Raw genomic sequence first — 20350 nt, 5'->3', positions numbered from 1 at the left:
GGAGGGGAAAAGACACGGTTCCACCACTCACGATACGACAGGGCTCGCGGTATGCTGTACGGATTTTCTGGCGTTATTTTACAGGGCGCGCTTGTCACCCTTGAGCTGGCTATCAGCTCCGTGGTGCTGGCGGTGCTGATAGGTCTGGCAGGCGCAGGGGCGAAGCTTTCAGCTAACAAACCCCTGGCGCTAATCTTTGAAGGCTACACCACGCTCATTCGCGGCGTTCCCGATCTGGTGCTGATGCTGCTGATCTTTTACGGTCTGCAGATTGCGCTTAACGGCATAACAGACGCGATGGGCATGGGACAAATTGATATCGACCCGATGGTGGCCGGTATTATTACCCTCGGTTTTATCTACGGCGCCTACTTCACTGAAACCTTCCGCGGTGCTTACATGGCCGTGCCGAAAGGTCACATTGAGGCGGCAACCGCATTTGGTTTTACCTCATCACAAACGTTTCGTCGGATTATGTTCCCGGCCATGATGCGCTACGCGCTGCCGGGCATCGGGAACAACTGGCAGGTTATCCTCAAAGCAACAGCGCTGGTCTCGCTGCTCGGTCTGGAAGACGTCGTGAAAGCGACTCAGCTGGCGGGTAAGAGCACCTGGGAGCCGTTCTATTTTGCGGTGGTCTGTGGCGTGATTTATCTGGTCTTTACGACCGTCTCCAATGGTGTGCTGCTTCTGCTGGAGCGTCGCTACTCCGTGGGTGTGAAGAGGGCTGACCTGTGATTGAGATTATTCAGGAATACTGGAAATCGCTGCTGTGGACAGATGGCTACCGCTTTACCGGCGTGGCGATTACGCTCTGGCTGCTGATCTCCTCCGTGGTAATGGGCGGTATTCTGGCGGTGTTTCTCGCCATTGGCCGCGTCTCGAACAATAAATTTATCCAGTTCCCGATCTGGCTGTTCACCTACGTCTTTCGCGGTACGCCGCTGTACGTGCAGCTGCTGGTGTTCTACTCGGGAATGTATACGCTTGAGATCGTAAAAGGCACTGAGATGCTGAATGCGTTCTTCCGCAGCGGTCTGAACTGTACGGTGCTGGCGTTGACGCTCAACACCTGCGCCTACACCACGGAGATTTTCGCGGGGGCGATTCGTTCTGTTCCTTACGGTGAAATTGAAGCTGCCCGGGCCTACGGCTTCTCGTCGGTGAAACTCTACCGCTGCATCATTCTGCCATCGGCCCTGCGTATCGCGTTACCAGCCTACAGTAACGAAGTGATTTTGATGCTGCACTCGACTGCGCTCGCCTTTACCGCGACGGTGCCGGACCTGCTCAAAATCGCGCGCGATATTAACTCCGCAACCTATCAGCCGTTTACCGCGTTTGGCATTGCGGCGGTGCTCTATTTAATTATCTCTTATGTTCTGATTAGCCTGTTCCGTAAGGCTGAAAAACGCTGGTTGCAGCATATAAAACCTTCTTCGACGCACTGAGAAAGATGATGGCTGAGAACAAATTAAACGTAATTGATTTGCACAAACGCTACGGCGAACATGAAGTGCTGAAAGGGGTGTCGCTGCAGGCGAATGCGGGCGACGTGATCAGTATCATCGGCTCATCCGGCTCGGGAAAAAGTACCTTCCTGCGCTGCATCAACTTCCTCGAAAAGCCGAGTGAAGGCTCAATTGTGGTGAGCGGGCAGAATATCAACCTGGTGCGTGACAAAGACGGTCAGCTGAAGGTGGCAGACAAGAACCAGCTGCGCCTGCTGCGTACGCGCCTGACGATGGTATTCCAGCACTTTAACCTCTGGAGCCACATGACGGTGCTGGAGAACGTGATGGAAGCACCGGTTCAGGTGCTGGGCCTGAGCAAGCATGAAGCCCGCGAGCGCGCGGTGAAATACCTGGCGAAAGTGGGCATTGACGAACGCCAGCAGATGAAATACCCGGTGCATCTCTCCGGCGGTCAGCAGCAGCGTGTCTCTATCGCCCGCGCGCTGGCGATGGAGCCCGAGGTGCTGCTGTTCGACGAACCGACCTCCGCGCTGGATCCTGAACTCGTTGGCGAAGTGCTGCGCATCATGCAGAAGCTGGCCGAAGAGGGCAAAACGATGGTGGTCGTGACGCACGAAATGGGCTTCGCCCGTAACGTCTCGAACCACGTGATTTTCCTGCATCAGGGGAAAATTGAAGAGCAGGGGCATCCGGATGAGGTGCTGGCGAACCCGCAAAGTCCGCGTTTACAGCAGTTCCTCAAAGGATCTCTGAAGTAAGAGGGCATCAGACCGCAGTGCAGCCCAATCGCCCGGTGGCGCTTCGCTTACCGGGCCTACAAAACCGTAGGCCGGGCAAACGCAGTGCCGCCCGGCATTCAGGCCGCACTACACTCCAGCCGGTACACCCAGTCGTCATAGCGTAAGCCGTCAATCTCATACGCCTTTTCCAGTACCTGCATACGCACAAACCCGGCTTTCTCCAGCACCCGTATCGACCCGCCATTGTCCGCCAGTACGTACGCATTAATCGCCTTCACGCCGGTCTGGTTAAAGGCGTAATCACACACCGCGCGCAGCGCTTCGCTGGCGATACCTTTCCCCTGCGCGGCAGGCACAACCGTATAGCCGATGTCGGCCTCTTCACGATTCTCAGCGCTGATTTGCAGGCCGATATCGCCCAGCGGCGTATCATCATCCCGGGCGCGAATGACAAACACATGAGCAGCAGCGAGTCGCGCGGCAAACACGCGTCGGGTCTCTTTTTCCGGGGCGATGGCGGCCATATAGCGCATGATGCGGCGATCTTCACGCAGCGAGCGGAAGAAGGCCCAGTCAGTGGGTTCAAAAGGGGTGAGGTAAAGCCGGGGAGTGGTGATGGTTGCCATTGTTACGCCATTTCTTCGGAACATGGCCTGTCACTGTACCATATTCACCGCACCACATCCCCCAGCGCCTCTTCTAATTCATACCAGCGGAACGCAAACCCGGCCGCTTCCAGCCGTTTTGGCAGCGCTCTCTGTCCGCCCAGTGCCAGAACAGACGCTTCACCCATCAGCAGCCGAATCGCCGTCGCAGGCACGCGCAATATCGCCGGGCGGTGCAGGGCATGTCCCAGCGCGTGGGCAAACTGTTCATTTCGCACCGGATACGGCGCAACCATGTTAAACGGCCCGCGCAGATCGTTATCCAGCAGCCAGAGAATCCCGTTGACCATATCGTCGATATGGATCCACGCCATATACTGACGGCCATTACCAATCGGGCCGCCAAGGCCGAGTCGGAATGGCGGGAGCATCTTCGCCAAAATGCCGCCTTTCGGCGCGAGGACGACACCGGTCCGCAGCAGGCAGACGCGAGTCCGATCGCTCTGCGCCGCGCAGGCGATACGCTCCCACTGGGCGCAGAGTTTATGGGTAAACTCGTTATGGGGAGGCTCTTCCTCGGTCACCACCACCTCGCCGAGATCGCCGTAATAGCCCACTGCTGAACCCGAAATCAGCACGGCAGGCGGCGTATGGCTGTTGCGGATCAGCTCGACCAGCTTTTCGGTAATGTTCCACCGGCTGCTGCATAACAGCTGTTTTTGCTCTTCCGTCCAGCGCTTATCGGCGATGGGTTCTCCCGCGAGGTTAATAACGGCGTCGAAACCGTCCAGATTTTGCTGCTCGGCCAGATTTTTCCAGATATCAACACCTGCCCCTAGCACCTGACGCGCTTTTTCCGGGCTGCGCGTGACCACGGTGATGTCGTGGTGCAAGGCCTGCAGACGCGCAATGAGGTGACGACCTATCAGGCCAGTACCGCCGGTCAGCAAAATCTTCATACAACCTCCAGGTTTACGCCTGGCGTTTCCAGCTTAACGTCATAGAGACGGAGTCGGCGTAACGCAGGGCGTGAAGTTTATCGATCTCAACTTCAGCATAAGTGACCCAGTGATGTTCGCGTGCGATATCGAGCACATCCTGAGTTAATTTTTCCAGCAGAGAGAAACGGTTATTCTCCACAAACTGGATAATGTTCTTGGTGATTGTGCGGTAGTTCAGCGCGTCATTGATGTCTTCGCTGGCGCGCGCTTTGTCTGCGGGGTAGTGAATCACCACGTTAATAACAATATCCTGACGGTTGGCGATCTCTTCCTCTTTGATACCGATGAAGGTACGCAGGCGTAAATTTTTTATACGAATAATGGCGTCTGGCTGTGACATTGCAGGTCTTCTCCGTGTCAGTATTTCCTGCCCATAATACATGAGAGCCTCACAGGCACCCAGCCTCATACCGGGTTAAATTTGCTGGATTTTTTGCATCGCTCGCTCGGTCGCCGGGCGGGTCCGGATGCGCTCAAACCAGTTGTTCACCGCCGGGTAAGCGGCCAGGTCAATTCGGTGTTTTTCATGCGTATTCACCCACGGCCAGCAGGCGATGTCGGCAATACTGTAATGATCGCCCCCGAGCCACGGCGTTTTCTCCAGCCGACGGTTCAGAACGTCATAGAGCCGCTGCGTCTCAACCTGATAGCGCTCTATCGCATAAGGAATGGGTTGCGGGGCGTAAGCGGTAAAATGATGATTTTGTCCCAGCATGGGGCCCAGCCCGCTTGCCTGCCAGAAAAGCCATTGCAGCGTATGGTGGCGCTCGCGCAGTTCGCCGCTCAGCAGCTTGCCGGTTTTCTCCGCCAGGTAGAGCAAAATTTCACCGGATTCAAACAGGCTCAACGGTCTGCCCCCGTCCGCCGGCTGGTTATCAATGATGGCCGGGATTTTATTATTCGGCGAGATAGCCAGAAAGAGAGGGCTGAACTGCTCGCCTTTGCTGATATCCACGCGAATGATCCTGTAATCCAGCTCGGCTTCTTCAAGAAAGAGGGTGATCTTATGGCCGTTTGGGGTAGGGGCATAATAAAGGTCGATCATTCTCAACTCCTGTCCATGCGAATAGTGGTGCCATGACAAATGAGTATAGGTGGTTGTTGTAAATCGTGAGTTTTCATCAAGTGACAGCGAGGCCAAGAGATTATATGTTGAGTAAAAACCGATCAGCCTATGAGGATGTTATGAACCAGCCCGTCATCACGTTGTGGTCCGATGCGAACTTCTTTTCTCCCTATGTCATGAGCGTTTACGTTGCGCTGGCCGAAAAAGGACTCGCTTTTACCCTGAAGACCGTTGATCTCGACGGCGGTGAACATCTCAAGCCGCAGTGGCAGGGTTACGACCTGACCCGTCGCGTGCCGGTGCTGGAGATTGACGGATTTGCCCTGAGCGAATCGTCGGCGATCGATGAATATCTGGAAGATCGGTTCGCCCCCCCGGAGTGGGAGCGTATCTATCCTCACGATCTGCAAAAGCGCGCCCGGGGGCGGCAGATCCAGGCGTGGCTGCGCAGCGATCTGGTGCCGATTCGCGTCGAACGCTCCACGGATGTCGTGTTTGCCGGGGTGAAAAAGCCCGCCCTCAGCGCAGAAGGCCAGGAAAGCGCGCAGAAGCTGATTGAAACCGCCTCCTTACTGCTCGCCCATGGCAACCCAAACCTGTTCGGCGAGTGGTGCATTGCGGATGCCGATCTGGCGTTGATGCTAAACCGCCTGATCCTCAACGGTGACGAGGTGCCGCAGCTGCTGGTGGATTATGCCGCGTTCCAGTGGCAGCGTGCCTCCGTGCAGCGCTATGTGGCACTCTCGGCCAAGCGCGCGGGCTGATAAGCCCTGACGCTTCAGGTATGATGGGGGCAGTCTGTTTTCCCGAGGAGTGACTGATGAAACTGATGTTTGCGTCGGATATCCATGGATCGCTGCCCGCGACCGAGCGTGTCCTTTCTCTGTTTGAGCAAAGTGGTGCGAAGTGGCTGATTATTCTGGGTGACGTGTTGAATCACGGCCCACGCAACGCGCTGCCGGAAGGCTATGACCCTTCGCAGGTCGCGGAAAAACTCAACCCGTATGCCTCGCGCATCATCGCCGTTCGCGGCAACTGTGACAGCGAAGTGGACCAGATGCTGCTGCATTTTCCCATTACCGCGCCGTGGCAGCAGGTGCTGCTCGAACAACACCGTCTGTTCCTGACCCACGGGCATCTTTTCAGCCCGGATAATCTCCCGGCGCTCGCGGCTGGCGATGTCCTGGTTTACGGTCATACTCATATTCCGGTTGCGGAAAAACGCGGTGAGATTTATCACTTTAATCCGGGCTCGGTCAGCATCCCAAAAGGCGGGTATCCTGCGAGCTACGGCATGCTGGAAGGAAATACCCTGAGCGTTATCGCACTTAATGATCAGCAAGTTATTGCGCAGGTAGCGATTAATCCGTAAGTTACACCTCAACTGCAAACGCGCCGAAAGAGCGCTTAGAAAAGAAGGTTTCCCGATGGTGGAGCAGAGTCATTTGGCAAGTACAGAGTGGGTTGACATTGTCAACGAAGAGAATGAAGTGATCGCGCAGGCCAGCCGCGAGCAAATGCGTGCGGAGCGCCTGCGCCACCGTGCGACATATATCGTTGTGCATGACGGTATGGGTAAAATTCTGGTTCAGCGCCGCACGGACACCAAAGATTTTCTCCCGGGTATGCTGGATGCCACTGCAGGCGGCGTCGTCCAGGCGGATGAAGTGCTGCTGGATTCTGCGCGTCGTGAAGCGGAAGAGGAGTTAGGCATCGCCGGCGTGCCGTTTGCCGAGCACGGTCAGTTCTATTTCGAAGACGAGAACTGCCGCGTCTGGGGCGGACTGTTCAGCTGCGTCTCCCACGGCCCGTTCGCCCTGCAGGAAGAAGAAGTGAGTGAAGTCAGCTGGATGACGCCGGAAGAGATCACCGCGCGCTGCGACGAGTTCACGCCGGATTCGTTAAAAGCGCTGGCGCTGTGGATGACCCGCAACGCCAAAAACGAATCGACCAAATCAGAAAAAGAGGAAGAGGCTGAGTAATCGTCAGCAGCTCTCTCTCAGACACAGGCTGGACGCGATGGGCTTTTGATCGCGCCAGTCTCCGCCATTCAGGCGCTCCAGTAGCGCTTTCCCGGCTTCGATGCCAATCTTACGATGCGGCACCGCCATGGTCGTCAGCGGCGGCTGACAGACGCGGCTCACGTCGCTATCGCCAAACCCTACCACTGCCAGATCGTCCGGCACTTTGATTCGCCTGCGCTGGCACTCGTACAGCGCGCCGCAGGCCAGCTCGTCAGAGACGCACACCAGCGCATCCAGCTCAGGCCACGCCAGCAGGAATTCGGGCAGCTGCGCCGCGCCGGTCGAGAAGCTCGGCGGCATCGCCGCGTTAATGACCCGGTTAGGCGACATATGGTGGCGAAGCATGGCTTTATACCAGCCCTGCAGATGCTGCTGGAAAATCCACTGCTCCTGGTTGGCGCACAGCAGGCCAATGTTTTGATAGCCGCGCTTAATCACCATTTCCGTGAGCTCAAACATGGCCGCCACGTTATCAATCCCGATGTTCATATCAATCGGATCGGCGCGCATGGCGCCCATCTCCATCACCGGAATCGAGGCGTTTTTCAGCCAGTGGCGAACGGTGTCGGTATGTTCAACGCTGAGCAAAATCGCTGCGGCGATATTTGACGCCAGCAGCGTCTCCAGCAACTTCTCCTCCTGCTCAAGACGATGCTGGGATTCTGCCAGCATGATCTGATATCCGGCAGGCTGCAGCACCTGCTGTAGCCCGGCGAACATCTCCGAGCAGCCGGCTTCGGAGAGGTTGGGCACCACCATGGCTATTGTCCATGACGAGGCCGAGGCAAGGGCACTGGCTGCAAGATTGGGCATATAGCCTAACTCTTGTACCGCGGCTTCTATTTTTTCTCGTAGTTTATCGGAAACCTGTTCGGGCGTGCGAAGCGCACGGGACACGGTCATCGTGCCCACACCGGCAAGCTGTGCGACATCGGCGAGTGTCACTTTACCAGTACTGCGCCGTTTTCGGGTTAGAGACATACACCTTCCTGCTGACCAGACGCGTTCTTTTTTTCCTTCGTTTCACGTGACAGGCAGTATACGCCTTAAATCCCTTTTTTTGCTGTGATTTAGCAACGTGATTGCAATTTGATAGCGCTATCACATTTCTGCATGTTAACGATTGGTAGCGCTATCTTTGTGATCGCGATCGCAGTCAATCCGCGATGCGTTGAATAAAGTTTGCTCATCTTAAACGTGTGGCGGGAGTGAAAAGTGCTCAAAAAATGGATATATGATACAACCATCACGCTGCAGGAGAGCGTGGAAGACTGGCCGCAGGCGCTGAAGCTGTGCGCGAAGCCGCTGCTGGATTTGCAGGTGATTGAGCCTGACTACGTCACGGCCATCATCAAGCAGCACCACGCGTTAGGATCTTATTATGTGCTGGCACCAGGGCTGGCGATGCCGCATGCGCGGCCGGAGGAAGGCGCCAAAGGACTGGGGTTGTCGTTATTAAAACTAAAACAGGGCGTCTCGTTTGGTGCCGGTGAGTTTGACCCTGTCGATGTGATTATCATGCTCGCGGCACCAGACAAACATAGCCATATCGAAATGATATCCGCACTCGCAGAATTATTTTCCAGCGACGAGGAGATGGAGAAACTGCATCAGGCGAATACCCTGGAGGAAATTAAAACAATTATTAACCGCTTCTGATTTAATTCTGTAATCCGGTTTTTCACTACATTACGCGTCAGCGTGATGGGGCGTACTCTACTCAAAATAAGGGGACAACAATGAAAATCATGGCTATTTGCGGTTCTGGCCTGGGCAGCAGCTTTATGGTCGAAATGAATATTAAAAAGGTGCTCAAAAAGCTGGAGATCGAGGCTGAGGTTGAACACTCCGATCTCTCCTCGGCGACGCCGGGCGCGGCCGATCTGTTCGTGATGGCAAAAGACATTGCGGCCAGCGCCAGCGTGCCGGAGAGCCAGCTGGTGGTGATCAACAACATCATCGACATCAACGAACTTGAAGCGCAGCTGCGCGCCTGGTTCGAAAGACAATAACCCTGATAAGGCGAGGTGGATATGTTTATCCTTGAAACGCTGAATTTCGTTGTTGATATTTTAAAAGTCCCTTCGGTGCTGGTGGGCTTAATTGCGTTAATCGGTCTGGTTGCGCAAAAAAAAGCGTTTTCAGATGTGGTGAAAGGGACCATTAAAACTATTCTGGGCTTTATTGTACTGGGCGGCGGTGCCACCGTGCTGGTGGGATCATTAAATCCGTTAGGCGGCATGTTTGAACACGCTTTTACTATTCAGGGCATTATTCCAAATAATGAAGCCATTGTGTCCATTGCACTCGAAAAATACGGTGCAGCGACCGCGCTGATTATGGCCTTCGGGATGGTGGCGAATATTATCGTCGCCCGCTTTACCCGCCTGAAGTACATCTTCCTGACAGGACACCATACGTTTTATATGGCGTGCATGATTGGCGTGATCCTGACGGTGGCGGGCTTTGAAGGCGTAGGGCTGGTCTTTACCGGGTCGCTGATCCTCGGCCTGATCATGGCTTTCTTCCCGGCGATTGCGCAGCGCTACATGAAGCGCATTACCGGCAACGATGAGATTGCCTTCGGCCACTTCGGCACGCTGGGCTACGTGCTGTCCGGCTGGATTGGCAGCAAAGTCGGCAAAGGCTCCCGCTCCACCGAAGAGATGAACCTGCCGAAGAACCTGAGCTTCCTGCGCGATTCTTCGATCTCCATCTCCCTGACCATGATGATTATCTACCTGATCATGGCGGTGAGCGCCGGGCGCGAGTACGTCGAGGCCACCTTCAGCGCCGGTCAGAACTACCTCGTGTACGCCATCATCATGGCTATCACCTTCGCGGCGGGCGTATTCATCATCCTTCAGGGCGTACGCCTGATTCTGGCGGAAATCGTCCCGGCTTTTACCGGCTTCTCGGAAAAACTGGTGCCGAACGCGCGTCCTGCGCTGGACTGCCCGGTGGTGTATCCCTATGCACCTAACGCGGTGCTGATTGGCTTCCTGTTCAGCTTCCTCGGCGGGATTGTGGGGTTGTTCATCTGCGGTCAGTTTAGCTGGGTGCTGATCCTCCCGGGCGTGGTGCCGCACTTCTTCACCGGCGCAACCGCGGGCGTGTTCGGTAACGCCACCGGCGGACGTCGTGGGGCGATGATTGGCGCCTTTGCCAACGGCCTGCTGATTACCTTCCTGCCGGTCCTGCTGCTGCCGGTACTGGGCGCCATTGGCTTTGCCAACACCACCTTCTCTGACGCCGACTTCGGTGCGGTTGGGATTGTGCTCGGCAACCTGGCGCGCTTCCTGTCGCCGCTGGCTATCACCGGGCTGGTCGTGGCGCTGTTCGCGCTGCTGGTGGCGTACAACGTCTTCGCGAAAAACAAACCTGCGGGCGGTAACGCGCAGGAAAACACCGGAGCCAAATCATGAATGAGAAAGAGATAACCGAACTCGCGCGTCAGATCCGCCTGGAGACGCTGAAATCCCTGACGCAGCTGGGCTTTGGCCACTACGGGGGCAGCATGTCGGTGGTTGAAACCCTGGCCGTGCTGTACGGCGCGGTGATGAAAATCGACCCGGCGGACCCGGACTGGCCGGAGCGAGACTATTTCGTGCTGTCAAAAGGCCATGCGGGCCCCGCGCTCTACAGCACCCTGGCGATCAAGGGCTACTTCCCGACAGAAGAGCTGAGCACGCTCAACCAAAACGGGACGCGCCTGCCGAGCCACCCGGACCGTCTGAAAACGCGCGGCGTAGATGCTACCACCGGTTCGCTGGGACAGGGGATTTCCATCGCCGGCGGCATGGCGCTGTCGCACAGGCTGGCAGGGCGGCCGAATCGGGTCTTCTGCATCGTCGGCGACGGCGAGCTGAACGAAGGGCAGTGCTGGGAGGCGTTCCAGTTTATTGCCCACCATCGCCTGAACAACCTGACGGTATTTGTCGACTGGAACAAACAGCAGCTCGACGGCGAGCTGGACGAGATCATCTGCGCGTTCGACCTCGAGGGCAAATTCCGCGCCTTTGGTTTTGACGTGGTGACGGTCAAGGGGGACGACATTCCGGCGCTGCTGGCGGTGACGTCGCGGGTCCCGACTGCCGATGCGCGTCCGTTAGTCGTCATCCTCGATAGCATTAAGGGGCAGGGGGTGCCGTACCTGGAACAGCTCAGCAACTCGCACCACCTGCGATTGACCGCGGAGAGCAAAGCGGCCCTCAATGAGACGATTCGCCAACTGGAGGCTTCACATGATTAAGGTTGCACCGGCAGGACAGAAAGACGCCGTTGAGATGCGTAAAGTTTACGCGGGCTTCGTGGCAAAGCAGATTGAGGCCGGAAGCGACATCATTGCGCTTGAAGCCGACCTGATGAGCTCGATGGCGATGGACGGCGTGGCGCGCGACTATCCGCAGCACGTGATTAACTGCGGCATTATGGAAGCTAACGTCATCGGCACGGCAGCCGGGCTGTCGCTTACCGGCCGCAAGCCGTTCGTTCACACCTTCACCGCCTTTGCCAGCCGCCGCTGCTTTGACCAGCTGTTTATGTCCCTGGACTATCAGCGCAACAACGTGAAGGTGATTGCCTCAGACGCGGGCGTGACGGCCTGCCACAACGGCGGAACGCATATGTCGTTTGAGGATATGGGCATTGTGCGCGGGCTGGCGCATTCGGTGGTGCTGGAGGTGACCGACGCGGTGATGTTTGAGGACGTGCTGCGCCAGCTTATCGATCTCGACGGCTTCTACTGGGTGCGGACCATTCGTAAGCAGGCGCCGAGCGTGTATGCGCCGGGCTCCACCTTCACCATTGGAAAAGGTAACGTGCTGCGCGAGGGGAGCGATATTACGCTGATTGCCAACGGCATCATGGTTGCAGAAGCTCTTGAGGCGGCGCGGCAGCTTGAGCAGGAGGGCGTCAGCGCGGCGGTCATTGATATGTTTACCCTGAAGCCCATCGACCGGATGCTGGTGAAAAACTACGCCGAGAAAACCGGGCGCATCGTGACCTGTGAAAACCACAGCATTCACAACGGGCTGGGGTCGGCGGTGGCAGAAGTGCTGGTGGAAACCTGCCCGGTGCCGATGCGGCGGGTCGGGGTCAAGGAGCGTTACGGCCAGGTGGGAACGCAGGATTTCCTGCAGAAAGAGTATGGCCTGACGGCACATGACATTGTATCGGCGGCGCGCGAGCTGCTGTAAATAAAAAAGGCGACCAGTTAAGTGGTCGCCTTTTTGTTGCCCGGTGGCGCTAGCGCTTACCGGGCCTACGGTTTTGTAGGCCGGATAAGCGAAGCGCCATCCGGCAATAGATTACTGCTGCTGCGAAGACTGGATCGCTGTCAGCGCGATGGTGTAAACGATATCGTCTACCAGTGCGCCACGAGACAGGTCGTTCACAGGTTTGCGCATGCCCTGCAGCATTGGCCCGATGGAGATCAGGTCGGCAGAACGCTGTACCGCTTTGTAGGTGGTGTTACCGGTGTTCAGATCCGGGAAGATGAACACGGTAGCGCGACCTGCAACCGGCGAGTTCGGCGCTTTGGATTTTGCAACGTCAGCCATGACTGCGGCATCGTACTGCAGCGGGCCGTCGATCATCAGATCAGGACGTTTTTCCTGCGCAATACGGGTCGCTTCACGCACTTTCTCTACGTCGCTACCTGCACCAGATGTGCCGGTGGAGTAGGAGAGCATCGCCACGCGTGGCTCGATACCGAAAGCGGTCGCGGAGTCTGCGGACTGGATAGCGATCTCTGCCAGCTGCTCTGCGGTTGGATCCGGGTTGATCGCGCAGTCGCCGTAAACGTAAACCTGTTCAGGCAGCAGCATGAAGAACACGGAAGACACCAGAGAGCTGCCTGGCGCGGTTTTGATCAGCTGCAGCGGTGGACGGATGGTGTTCGCCGTGGTGTGAACCGCACCGGAAACCAGGCCGTCAACTTCGTCCTGCTCCAGCATCAGCGTGCCCAGCACCACGTTGTCTTCCAGCTGCTCACGCGCAACGGCTTCGGTCATGCCCTTGTTCTTACGCAGCTCAACCAGACGGGCAACGTAGCTTTCGCGAACCACTTCCGGGTCAACGATTTCGATGCCAGCGCCCAGCTCAACGCCCTGAGAGGCCGCTACGCGGTTGATCTCATCCGGGTTACCCAGCAGCACACAGGTCGCGATGCCGCGCTCTGCACAGATAGCCGCCGCTTTAACGGTACGTGGTTCGTCGCCTTCTGGCAGAACAACGCGTTTGCCCGCTTTACGCGCCAGCTCGGTCAGCTGGTAACGGAAGGCTGGCGGAGACAGACGGCGGCTGCGCTCGGAGGTCGCGGTCAGGGATTCGATCCAGTCTGCGTTGATGTAGCCCGCAACGTATTCCTGTACTTTCTCGATACGTTCGTGGTCATCAACCGGCACTTCCAGGTTGAAGCTCTGCAGGCTCAGGGAGGTCTGCCAGGTGTTGGTGTTCACCATAAAGACCGGCAGGCCGGTAGCGAACGCGCGTTCGCACAGCTTGCTGACGCGTGGGTCCATCTCGTAGGCACCGGTCAGCAGGATCGCACCGATTTCCACGCCGTTCATTGCGGCCAGGCAGGCTGCAACCAGCACGTCAGGACGGTCTGCGGAGGTCACCAGCAGGGAACCTGCGCGGAAGTGTTCCAGCATGTGCGGAATGCTACGCGCACAGAAGGTCACGGACTTCACGCGACGGGTGTTAATGTCGCCTTCGTTAATCACGGTCGCGTTCAGGTGACGCGCCATGTCGATTGCACGGGTGGCAATCAGATCGAAGCTCCATGGCACCGCGCCCAGAACCGGAAGCGGGCTGGATTCCTGCAGCTTAGCCGGGTCAACTTTGATGACTTTCGCTTTGGACGAGTCGTCGAAGATCTCGGACAGGTCAGGGCGAGTACGGCCCTGCTCATCAACTGGCGCGTTTAGCTTGTTGACGATCACGCCGGTGATGTTGGTATTTTTCGCGCCGCCGAAGCTGCTGCGCGTCAGTTCGATACGCTCGTTCAGCTGTTCCGGGGTGTCAGTGCCCTGAGACATCACGAAAACGATCTCTGCGTTCAGGGTTTTCGCGATTTCGAAGTTCAGAGACTGGGCAAACTGGTGTTTGCGGGTTGGAACCAGACCTTCAACCAGCACCACTTCTGCGTCTTGCGCGTTAGCATGGTAGTTGGCGATGATCTCTTCCATCAGCACGTCTTTCTGGTTGCTGGAGAGCAGAGACTCAACGTGGCTCATCTTCAGCGGTTCAGCCGCCGGCAGATTGGAGTTCTTGCGAACGATGGTGGTGGTCTGGTCTGGTGCATCGCCACCGGCACGTGGCTGGGCGATTGGCTTAAAGACGCTCAGACGAACGCCTTTGCGTTCCATAGCACGGATAACGCCAAGGCTGACGCTGGTCAGGCCGACGCTGGTTCCGGTAGGGATCAGCATAATAGTACGGGACACGGTTTATCCTCTTTCGTTACCGCCCAAATCGGGCGGGTTACAAAACAGCACCGCCAGCATTGCTGGCGGTGTGGAATCAGGCAGTCAGGCGGTGCGCGTCTTGCGCGATGACCAGTTCTTCGTTAGTTGGGATAACGAGAGCAGGGCGGGTGCCTTCTTTGTTGATGAAGCCAGACTTGCCGAAGCGGGCAGCCAGGTTACGCTCGTGATCAACGTCGAAGCCCAGAACGCCCAGTTTGCCCAGGGACAGTTCACGAACCATTGCCGCGTTCTCACCGATACCACCGGTGAAGATAACCGCGTCCAGACGGCCTTCCATCAGCGCAGTGTAAGAGCCGATGTATTTCGCCAGACGGTGGCAGTAAACGTCCATTGCACGTTTAGCGTCTTCTTTCTCTGCGTAGTTGTCTTCAACGTAACGGCAGTCGCTGGTGACTTCGGTCAGACCCAGCAGGCCAGACTCTTTGGTCAGCATTTTGTTGATCTGGTCAACGCTCATGCCCAGGGTGTCGTGCAGGTGGAAGATGATCGCCGGGTCGATGTCACCGGAACGGGTACCCATCACCAGACCTTCCAGCGGGGTCAGACCCATGGACGTATCAACACATTTACCGTTGCGGATAGCAGAAACAGAACCACCGTTGCCCAGGTGGCAGGTGATGATGTTCAGCTCTTCAACCGGCTTGTTCAGCACTTTTGCCGCTTCCTGAGTCACATAGAAGTGGCTGGTGCCGTGCGCGCCGTAACGACGTACGCCGTGCTCTTTGTACAGGCTGTATGGCAGGGCATAGAGGTAAGACTCTTCCGGCATGGTCTGATGGAACGCGGTGTCGAATACGGCCACGTTTTTGTCTTTCAGATTCGGGAAGGATTTCAGCGCTTCAGCGATACCGATCAGGTGAGCCGGGTTGTGCAGCGGTGCGAAAGAGGCAGAGTCTTTGATGCCCTGGATCACAGAGTCGTCGATCACCACGGAGCTGGTGTATTTTTCGCCGCCGTGGACGATACGGTGACCAATCGCAGTCAGCTGAGCAGACAGTTCTGGTTTTTGTGCCAGAATAGTGTTAACGATAAAGTTCAGCGCTTCACTGTGAGCGGCGCCTGCACCTAAAGCCGCTTCTTGTTTGCTGCCGTCCATCTTCCACTTGATACGTGCTTCAGGCAGATGGAAACATTCGGCCAAACCAGAGAGGTATTCGTCACCGTTGAGCGCATCGATGATGGCGAATTTCAGTGAGGAGCTACCGCAGTTCAGAACCAGTACTAACTTACTCGACATGGAAGTACCTATTATTGATACGTGGCTAAAAAAACGTCAGTGAGTCTAACAGCGTAACGCATGATGACCCGGACATTTATGATTAACATCATGCCAAACGAACATTGTGGCATGATGGAAGAAATAACTATGATTTTATGCCATTTTGCACAATTTTCAGCCAATGGCATAATATGCAATAATTTGACGAGCTAATGATTCTCGTCTAAGGCCCTATCAGGCTGGCACAGGATACCCGATACGGGGTAGTGATGACAAAATATTTTGAACGTTGTCATAGCTTGTTGTGGTTTTGCACGAAAATTTTAATTTTTATATGTGAAGTTGAGGTACAGCCATGTCGACACCAGAGAACCCGTCCGTTAATTTCTTTAGCCTGTTTCGTCGGGGACAGCATTACGCAAAGACGTGGCCGATGGAAAAGCGCCTTGCGCCGATGTTTATTGAGAATCGCACCATCCGCGCCACGCGCTATGCGATTCGCTTTATGCCGCCTGTCGCTATCTTTACGCTGTGCTGGCAAATTGCGCTCGGTGGACAGCTTGGACCTGCCGTTGCCACGGCGCTCTTCGCATTAAGCCTGCCAATGCAGGGCCTGTGGTGGTTAGGTAAACGCTCCATCACGCCACTTCCCCCTTCTATTTTACACTGGTTTTATGAAGTGCGCGGTAAACTGGAAGAGGCCGGGCAGGCGCTCGCCCCGGTGGAAGGCAAGCCGGATTACCAGGCGCTGGCGGACACGTTAAAGCGTGCATTTAAGCAACTGGATAAAACATTCCTCGATGACTTGTGATTGATCATCGAAACGACCAAGAAAAGAGGGCACAGTAACAATCAGTTACCGTGTCTTTTTTTTTAAGTGCAATGCGCTACAGGAGTCGAAAGATGGAAATGACCCATGCTCAACGTCTGATTTTGTCTAACCAGTACAAGATGATGACTATGCTTGATCCCGATAACGCTGCGCGCTACAGCCGCCTGCAAACCATCGTCGAACGCGGCTTTGGTCTACAAATGCGCGAACTGGACCGCGAGTTTGGCGAGCTGAAAGAAGAAACCTGTCGCATCGTGATCGACATTATGGAGATGTATCACGCCCTGCATGTGTCCTGGACGAATCTCAAAGATCAGCAGTCCATTGACGAGCGCCGCGTGACCTTCTTAGGCTTTGATGCCGCAACGGAAGCGCGTTATCTGAGCTATGTTCGCTTTATGGTGAATACAGAAGGGCGTTATACCCACTTTGACGCGGGCACCCACGGCTTCAACGCGCAGACCCCGATGTGGGATAAATATCAGCGTATGCTGAGCGCGTGGCACGCCTGCCCGCGTCAGTACCATTTAAGCAGCAACGAAATTCAACAAATCATTAATGCCTGACGGAGGTGCGTGTGCAGTGTAGAGGTTTTCTGTTTGATCTGGACGGTACGCTGGTGGACTCGCTGCCGGTTGTGGAACGTTCCTGGTGCCATTGGGCTGACAGACATGGCATCGACCATCAGGACGTGCTGAATTTTATCCATGGCAAACAGGCCATCACCTCGCTACGGCACTTCCTGGCCGGACGCTCTGAGGAGGACATTCAGGCGGAGTTCAAGTACCTGGAACACATTGAAGCCACCGATACGGACGGCATCACCGCGTTACCGGGCGCGCGCGAACTGCTTGAGCATCTGAACGAGGCGCAGATCCCGTGGGCTATTGTCACCTCCGGTTCCGTGCCGGTGGCCCACGCCCGGCACAAGGCTGCAGGGTTGCCGACGCCGGACGTGTTTATCACGGCGGAGCGCGTGAAGCGGGGTAAACCGGAGCCTGACGCATTTTTACTGGGCGCTGAACTGCTGGGCCTGGACCCTGCAGAGTGCGTGGTGGTCGAAGATGCGGCGGCTGGCGTACTGGCCGGGCTGAACGCAGGAAGCCACGTCATCGCAGTTAACGTTCCGGCGGAATCTCCCCGCCTGGACGAGGCAGACCTGGTGCTGGATTCACTGACGGCACTGTCTGTTTCAAAAGCCTCTGACGGAGTTGTAACCGTCTCGCTAAAAATGTAATCCCATGATATGGCCCCACATTGCTGGGGCTTTTTTATGGCAAAATTCCTCATCTTCCACTGACAAGGATAGGTTGTGAACGGTGAACTGATTTGGGTCCTGAGCCTGCTTTTAATCGCCATCATTCTTTTTGCCACGGGCAAGGTACGCATGGACGCCGTCGCCCTGTTTGTTATCGTCGCATTTGTGCTCAGCGGAACGCTGACGCTGCCGGAAGCCTTCTCCGGATTTAGCGATCCCAACGTTATCCTGATTGCCGCCCTGTTTATCATCGGGGATGGTCTGGTGCGCACCGGCGTAGCGACCATTATGGGGGCGTGGCTGGTAAAAGTGGCGGGCAGCAGCGAAACCAAGATGCTGATCTACCTGATGGTGACCGTCGCCGGGCTGGGGGCGTTTATGAGCTCCACGGGCGTGGTCGCTATCTTTATCCCGGTGGTGCTGAGCGTCTCCATGCGGATGCAGAGCTCGCCGTCGCGCCTGATGATGCCCCTGAGCTTTGCCGGGCTTATCAGCGGCATGATGACCCTGGTGGCCACGCCGCCGAATCTGGTCGTCAACAGCGAACTGATCCGGGAAGGATTTGAGGGCTTTAGCTTTTTCAGCGTCACCCCGCTTGGGCTGGTCATTCTGGTCATGGGCGTGGTCTACATGCTGCTGACCCGTTTTGCCCTGAAAGGTGAAAAACAGGACAAAAATAAAGAAGGATGGAAGCGACGCACCTTCCGCGATCTGATTAAGGAGTACCGCCTTACCGGGCGCGCGCGCCGTCTGGCGATCCGGCCCGGCTCGCCGATGGTGGGGCAGCGGCTGGATGACCTGAAGCTGCGTGAGCGCTATGGCGCGAATGTGATCGGCGTAGAGCGCTGGCGACGTTTTCGCCGGGTGATCGTCAACGTCAACGGGGTGTCGGAATTCCGCGCGCGTGACGTCCTGCTGATTGATATGTCCACCGCGGATGTGGACCTGCGCGAGTTTTGCAGCGAACAGCTGCTGGAGCCGATGGTGCTGCGCGGGGAGTATTTCTCCGATCAGGCGCTGGATGTCGGCATGGCCGAGGTGTCGCTGATCCCGGAGTCGGAACTGCTGGGTAAAACCGTGCGGGAGATGGGGTTCCGCACCCGCTACGGTCTGAACGTCGTGGGGCTGAAGCGCGATGGCGTAGCGATGGAAGGGGCGGTGGTGGATGAGCCGATCCTGCTGGGCGATATTTTTCTCGTCGTCGGTAACTGGAAGCTGATTAGCCAGCTCGGGCAAAAAGGGCGTGATTTTGTGGTGCTCAACATGCCCGTTGAGGAGAGCGACGCGTCGCCCGCGCACAGCCAGGCGCCCCATGCGATTTTTTGCCTGGTATTGATGGTGGCGCTGATGCTGACCGATGAGATCCCCAATCCGGTAGCGGCAATCATCGCCTGCCTGTTGATGGGTAAATTCCGCTGCATTGACGCCGAAAGCGCCTATAAGGCCATTCACTGGCCGAGCATCATTCTCATTGTCGGGATGATGCCTTTTGCCCTGGCGCTGCAAAAAACCGGCGGGGTAGACCTGATCGTTAAAGGCTTAATGGACGTGGGCGGCGGGTATGGGCCGTACATGATGATGGTCTGCCTGTTTATCATGTGCGCCACCATCGGCCTGTTTATCTCGAACACCGCGACGGCGGTACTGATGGCACCTATCGCCCTGGCGATGGCGAAGTCCATGGGCGTATCGCCGTATCCGTTTGCGATGATGGTGGCGATGGCCGCTTCCGCGGCGTTTATGACGCCGGTCTCTTCACCCGTGAACACGCTGGTGCTGGGACCGGGGAACTACCGGTTCAGTGATTTCGTTAAGCTGGGCGTGCCGTTCACCGTGCTGGTGATGGTGGTGTGCGTGGTATTGATACCGGTCCTGTTTCCGTTCTGAGCATTTTGCCGGGTGGCGGCTGCGCCTTACCCGGCCAACAAGCCAGCAGGCCCTGCAAGCGCAGCGCCGCTGGGCGTAAATCAGAGGGGAGAATCCTGGCTGATCTCATCCAGCGATAAATGGAAGCTCGGTACAAACACCTGCATAAAGTAATCCATCTCTTCGCTGCGGCGGGATTCCAGCGTTTTTTCCAGGCGCGTTTTCGCCAGCAAGAATTCATTATTCCCTGCGGACAACTCTTCGAGACACTTCAGATAGGCACACAGCGCGTCGGCCTGTTTGACCAGCGACTTTTCATCTTCCGTGTACTGATGCTCGTTGATAAGCGGCTCGAAGATATCACGAAGCTCTTCGGGCACCATCTCAATCAGCTTCTGCTGGGCAATTTTCTCAATGGCCTTATATTCTTGCGCAATTTGCGAGTTGAAATATTTCACCGGCGTAGGCAGGTCGCCGGTGAGCACTTCTGACGCATCGTGGTACATCGCCAGCAGGGCGATGCGCTCTGGATTAACCTGACCGTTGAATTTGCGATTTTTAATCGCGGCCAGCGCGTGAGCGACCATCGCAACCTGCAGACTGTGCTCTGACACATTTTCCGTGCGGACATTGCGCATCAGCGGCCAGCGGTTGATGAGTTTCAGGCGGGAGAGGTGGGCAAAGAAATGACTCTGACTCATAGGTTACCTTTTGTCTTCACTGCGACAGGCGTTCATTGTGCGGGGAGGGGAGGCAAGATGCAAATTTGCG

At 56.4% G+C, this 20350-nt stretch carries 23 protein-coding genes; 15 read left to right on the top strand and 8 right to left on the bottom strand.

Annotation, left to right across the window (positions count from 1 at the left end; genetic code table 11):
• The first annotated feature begins 51 nt into the window (after nucleotides 1–51).
• Genes N6P30_RS17100 through hisP form a run of 3 tightly spaced genes read left to right on the top strand, consistent with a single transcriptional unit; the run spans nucleotide 52 to nucleotide 2233 of the window.
• Nucleotides 52–738: a histidine ABC transporter permease HisQ gene (locus N6P30_RS17100; RefSeq protein WP_008502591.1), complete on the top strand. Its 687-nt coding sequence runs from the start codon at nucleotides 52–54 to the stop codon at nucleotides 736–738.
• On the top strand, nucleotides 735–1451 hold the full coding sequence (locus N6P30_RS17095; protein ID WP_008502590.1) for an ABC transporter permease: 717 nt from the start codon (nucleotides 735–737) through the stop codon (nucleotides 1449–1451). Before N6P30_RS17100 ends, N6P30_RS17095 begins: the two co-directional genes overlap by 4 nt.
• A gap of 8 nt (nucleotides 1452–1459) precedes the next feature.
• The gene (hisP, locus tag N6P30_RS17090; protein ID WP_014832781.1) at nucleotides 1460–2233 is read left to right on the top strand and encodes a histidine ABC transporter ATP-binding protein HisP; all 774 of its coding nucleotides are present in this window, start codon (nucleotides 1460–1462) and stop codon (nucleotides 2231–2233) included.
• A gap of 98 nt (nucleotides 2234–2331) precedes the next feature.
• Here hisP and N6P30_RS17085 read toward each other — a convergent pair whose 3' ends face one another.
• The 4 genes from N6P30_RS17085 to yfcG form a co-directional block, all read right to left on the bottom strand.
• Nucleotides 2332–2841 (bottom strand): GNAT family N-acetyltransferase, encoded by a 510-nt coding sequence (locus tag N6P30_RS17085; protein ID WP_023294130.1) that lies wholly within the window; start codon nucleotides 2839–2841, stop codon nucleotides 2332–2334.
• A gap of 44 nt (nucleotides 2842–2885) precedes the next feature.
• Nucleotides 2886–3779, bottom strand: a complete 894-nt coding sequence (locus tag N6P30_RS17080; protein ID WP_023294129.1) for a TIGR01777 family oxidoreductase — start codon at nucleotides 3777–3779, stop codon at nucleotides 2886–2888.
• A 13-nt stretch (nucleotides 3780–3792) separates the two neighbouring features.
• Nucleotides 3793–4161, bottom strand: a complete 369-nt coding sequence (gene folX / locus N6P30_RS17075) for a dihydroneopterin triphosphate 2'-epimerase (protein WP_008502586.1) — start codon at nucleotides 4159–4161, stop codon at nucleotides 3793–3795.
• Between the two features lie 75 nt (nucleotides 4162–4236).
• Nucleotides 4237–4866 carry a GSH-dependent disulfide bond oxidoreductase gene (gene yfcG, locus N6P30_RS17070; protein ID WP_008502585.1) on the bottom strand — a complete coding sequence of 210 codons (630 nt, stop codon included), beginning with the start codon at nucleotides 4864–4866 and terminating at the stop codon, nucleotides 4237–4239.
• 140 nt (nucleotides 4867–5006) lie between these two features.
• On the opposite strand from yfcG, the gene yfcF reads away from it, so the two are divergent.
• From yfcF to yfcD, 3 genes are read left to right on the top strand one after another with little or no spacing between them, the layout of a single operon-like run.
• Nucleotides 5007–5651, top strand: coding sequence for a glutathione transferase (gene yfcF, locus N6P30_RS17065; protein WP_058673298.1), 645 nt, complete (start codon nucleotides 5007–5009; stop codon nucleotides 5649–5651).
• A 56-nt stretch (nucleotides 5652–5707) separates the two neighbouring features.
• On the top strand, nucleotides 5708–6259 hold the full coding sequence (gene yfcE / locus N6P30_RS17060) for a phosphodiesterase (protein WP_023294127.1): 552 nt from the start codon (nucleotides 5708–5710) through the stop codon (nucleotides 6257–6259).
• 55 nt (nucleotides 6260–6314) lie between these two features.
• Nucleotides 6315–6869, top strand: a complete 555-nt coding sequence (gene yfcD / locus N6P30_RS17055) for an NUDIX hydrolase YfcD (protein ID WP_008502582.1) — start codon at nucleotides 6315–6317, stop codon at nucleotides 6867–6869.
• 3 nt (nucleotides 6870–6872) lie between these two features.
• On the opposite strand, the gene N6P30_RS17050 is transcribed toward yfcD, so the two are convergent.
• The gene (locus N6P30_RS17050) at nucleotides 6873–7892 is read right to left on the bottom strand and encodes a LacI family DNA-binding transcriptional regulator (protein WP_021241565.1); all 1020 of its coding nucleotides are present in this window, start codon (nucleotides 7890–7892) and stop codon (nucleotides 6873–6875) included.
• A 234-nt stretch (nucleotides 7893–8126) separates the two neighbouring features.
• Here N6P30_RS17050 and N6P30_RS17045 point away from each other — a divergent pair, with 234 nt between their 5' ends.
• From N6P30_RS17045 to N6P30_RS17025, 5 genes are all read left to right on the top strand, one after another.
• Nucleotides 8127–8570 carry a PTS sugar transporter subunit IIA gene (locus N6P30_RS17045; protein WP_023294126.1) on the top strand — a complete coding sequence of 148 codons (444 nt, stop codon included), beginning with the start codon at nucleotides 8127–8129 and terminating at the stop codon, nucleotides 8568–8570.
• Between the two features lie 80 nt (nucleotides 8571–8650).
• Nucleotides 8651–8923, top strand: coding sequence for a PTS sugar transporter subunit IIB (locus tag N6P30_RS17040; protein ID WP_003861447.1), 273 nt, complete (start codon nucleotides 8651–8653; stop codon nucleotides 8921–8923).
• Nucleotides 8924–8944: 21 nt separating this feature from the next.
• Complete coding sequence (locus N6P30_RS17035) at nucleotides 8945–10336, top strand: PTS ascorbate transporter subunit IIC (protein WP_023617386.1); 1392 nt, start codon at nucleotides 8945–8947, stop codon at nucleotides 10334–10336.
• A complete protein-coding gene (locus N6P30_RS17030; RefSeq protein ID WP_023294124.1) occupies nucleotides 10333–11163 on the top strand; it encodes a transketolase in 831 nt (276 codons plus the stop codon). The genes N6P30_RS17035 and N6P30_RS17030 overlap by 4 nt, the downstream gene beginning before the upstream one ends.
• The gene (locus N6P30_RS17025; RefSeq protein ID WP_023294123.1) at nucleotides 11156–12109 is read left to right on the top strand and encodes a transketolase family protein; all 954 of its coding nucleotides are present in this window, start codon (nucleotides 11156–11158) and stop codon (nucleotides 12107–12109) included. The genes N6P30_RS17030 and N6P30_RS17025 overlap by 8 nt, the downstream gene beginning before the upstream one ends.
• A 111-nt stretch (nucleotides 12110–12220) precedes the next feature.
• Here the strand turns inward: N6P30_RS17025 and pta are convergent, their stop codons facing one another.
• Nucleotides 12221–14362, bottom strand: a complete 2142-nt coding sequence (gene pta, locus N6P30_RS17020; RefSeq protein WP_023294122.1) for a phosphate acetyltransferase — start codon at nucleotides 14360–14362, stop codon at nucleotides 12221–12223.
• Between the two features lie 76 nt (nucleotides 14363–14438).
• The gene (gene ackA, locus N6P30_RS17015) at nucleotides 14439–15641 is read right to left on the bottom strand and encodes an acetate kinase (protein WP_008502876.1); all 1203 of its coding nucleotides are present in this window, start codon (nucleotides 15639–15641) and stop codon (nucleotides 14439–14441) included.
• Between the two features lie 337 nt (nucleotides 15642–15978).
• Between ackA and yfbV the strand changes: the two genes are divergently transcribed.
• The 4 genes from yfbV to N6P30_RS16995 all read left to right on the top strand — a co-directional run bounded on the left by yfbV (nucleotide 15979) and on the right by N6P30_RS16995 (nucleotide 19600).
• Complete coding sequence (gene yfbV, locus N6P30_RS17010; protein WP_008502875.1) at nucleotides 15979–16434, top strand: terminus macrodomain insulation protein YfbV; 456 nt, start codon at nucleotides 15979–15981, stop codon at nucleotides 16432–16434.
• Nucleotides 16435–16526: 92 nt separating this feature from the next.
• The gene (locus tag N6P30_RS17005; protein WP_008502874.1) at nucleotides 16527–17021 is read left to right on the top strand and encodes a YfbU family protein; all 495 of its coding nucleotides are present in this window, start codon (nucleotides 16527–16529) and stop codon (nucleotides 17019–17021) included.
• A gap of 11 nt (nucleotides 17022–17032) precedes the next feature.
• Entirely contained in the window at nucleotides 17033–17692 is a 660-nt protein-coding gene (locus N6P30_RS17000) for a sugar phosphatase (protein ID WP_021241560.1), read from the top strand.
• 75 nt (nucleotides 17693–17767) lie between these two features.
• Nucleotides 17768–19600, top strand: coding sequence for an SLC13 family permease (locus N6P30_RS16995; protein ID WP_021241559.1), 1833 nt, complete (start codon nucleotides 17768–17770; stop codon nucleotides 19598–19600).
• Nucleotides 19601–19680: 80 nt separating this feature from the next.
• On the opposite strand, the gene yfbR is transcribed toward N6P30_RS16995, so the two are convergent.
• Complete coding sequence (yfbR, locus tag N6P30_RS16990) at nucleotides 19681–20280, bottom strand: 5'-deoxynucleotidase (protein WP_008503531.1); 600 nt, start codon at nucleotides 20278–20280, stop codon at nucleotides 19681–19683.
• Between the last annotated feature and the right edge of the window lie 70 nt (nucleotides 20281–20350).

It is taken from the genome of Enterobacter sp. PL1, from assembly GCF_945957325.1.
GTDB classification, from domain to species: domain Bacteria; phylum Pseudomonadota; class Gammaproteobacteria; order Enterobacterales; family Enterobacteriaceae; genus Enterobacter; species Enterobacter roggenkampii.
The sequence above is the reverse complement of the archived record's forward strand: the minus strand, read 5'-3'. Positions and strand labels throughout refer to the sequence as shown.

What these genes read in the sequence shown, in the direction of transcription:
- N6P30_RS17100 (WP_008502591.1), top strand. Translation starts at nt 52, where the DNA reads ATGCTGTACGGATTTTCTGGCGTTATTTTACAGGGCGCGCTTGTCACC.
- hisP (WP_014832781.1), top strand. Translation starts at nt 1,460, where the DNA reads ATGGCTGAGAACAAATTAAACGTAATTGATTTGCACAAACGCTACGGC.
- N6P30_RS17085 (WP_023294130.1), bottom strand. Translation starts at nt 2,841, where the DNA reads ATGGCAACCATCACCACTCCCCGGCTTTACCTCACCCCTTTTGAACCC.
- N6P30_RS17080 (WP_023294129.1), bottom strand. Translation starts at nt 3,779, where the DNA reads ATGAAGATTTTGCTGACCGGCGGTACTGGCCTGATAGGTCGTCACCTC.
- folX (WP_008502586.1), bottom strand. Translation starts at nt 4,161, where the DNA reads ATGTCACAGCCAGACGCCATTATTCGTATAAAAAATTTACGCCTGCGT.
- yfcG (WP_008502585.1), bottom strand. Translation starts at nt 4,866, where the DNA reads ATGATCGACCTTTATTATGCCCCTACCCCAAACGGCCATAAGATCACC.
- yfcF (WP_058673298.1), top strand. Translation starts at nt 5,007, where the DNA reads ATGAACCAGCCCGTCATCACGTTGTGGTCCGATGCGAACTTCTTTTCT.
- yfcE (WP_023294127.1), top strand. Translation starts at nt 5,708, where the DNA reads ATGAAACTGATGTTTGCGTCGGATATCCATGGATCGCTGCCCGCGACC.
- yfcD (WP_008502582.1), top strand. Translation starts at nt 6,315, where the DNA reads ATGGTGGAGCAGAGTCATTTGGCAAGTACAGAGTGGGTTGACATTGTC.
- N6P30_RS17050 (WP_021241565.1), bottom strand. Translation starts at nt 7,892, where the DNA reads ATGTCTCTAACCCGAAAACGGCGCAGTACTGGTAAAGTGACACTCGCC.
- N6P30_RS17040 (WP_003861447.1), top strand. Translation starts at nt 8,651, where the DNA reads ATGAAAATCATGGCTATTTGCGGTTCTGGCCTGGGCAGCAGCTTTATG.
- N6P30_RS17035 (WP_023617386.1), top strand. Translation starts at nt 8,945, where the DNA reads ATGTTTATCCTTGAAACGCTGAATTTCGTTGTTGATATTTTAAAAGTC.
- N6P30_RS17030 (WP_023294124.1), top strand. Translation starts at nt 10,333, where the DNA reads ATGAATGAGAAAGAGATAACCGAACTCGCGCGTCAGATCCGCCTGGAG.
- N6P30_RS17025 (WP_023294123.1), top strand. Translation starts at nt 11,156, where the DNA reads ATGATTAAGGTTGCACCGGCAGGACAGAAAGACGCCGTTGAGATGCGT.
- ackA (WP_008502876.1), bottom strand. Translation starts at nt 15,641, where the DNA reads ATGTCGAGTAAGTTAGTACTGGTTCTGAACTGCGGTAGCTCCTCACTG.
- yfbV (WP_008502875.1), top strand. Translation starts at nt 15,979, where the DNA reads ATGTCGACACCAGAGAACCCGTCCGTTAATTTCTTTAGCCTGTTTCGT.
- N6P30_RS17005 (WP_008502874.1), top strand. Translation starts at nt 16,527, where the DNA reads ATGGAAATGACCCATGCTCAACGTCTGATTTTGTCTAACCAGTACAAG.
- yfbR (WP_008503531.1), bottom strand. Translation starts at nt 20,280, where the DNA reads ATGAGTCAGAGTCATTTCTTTGCCCACCTCTCCCGCCTGAAACTCATC.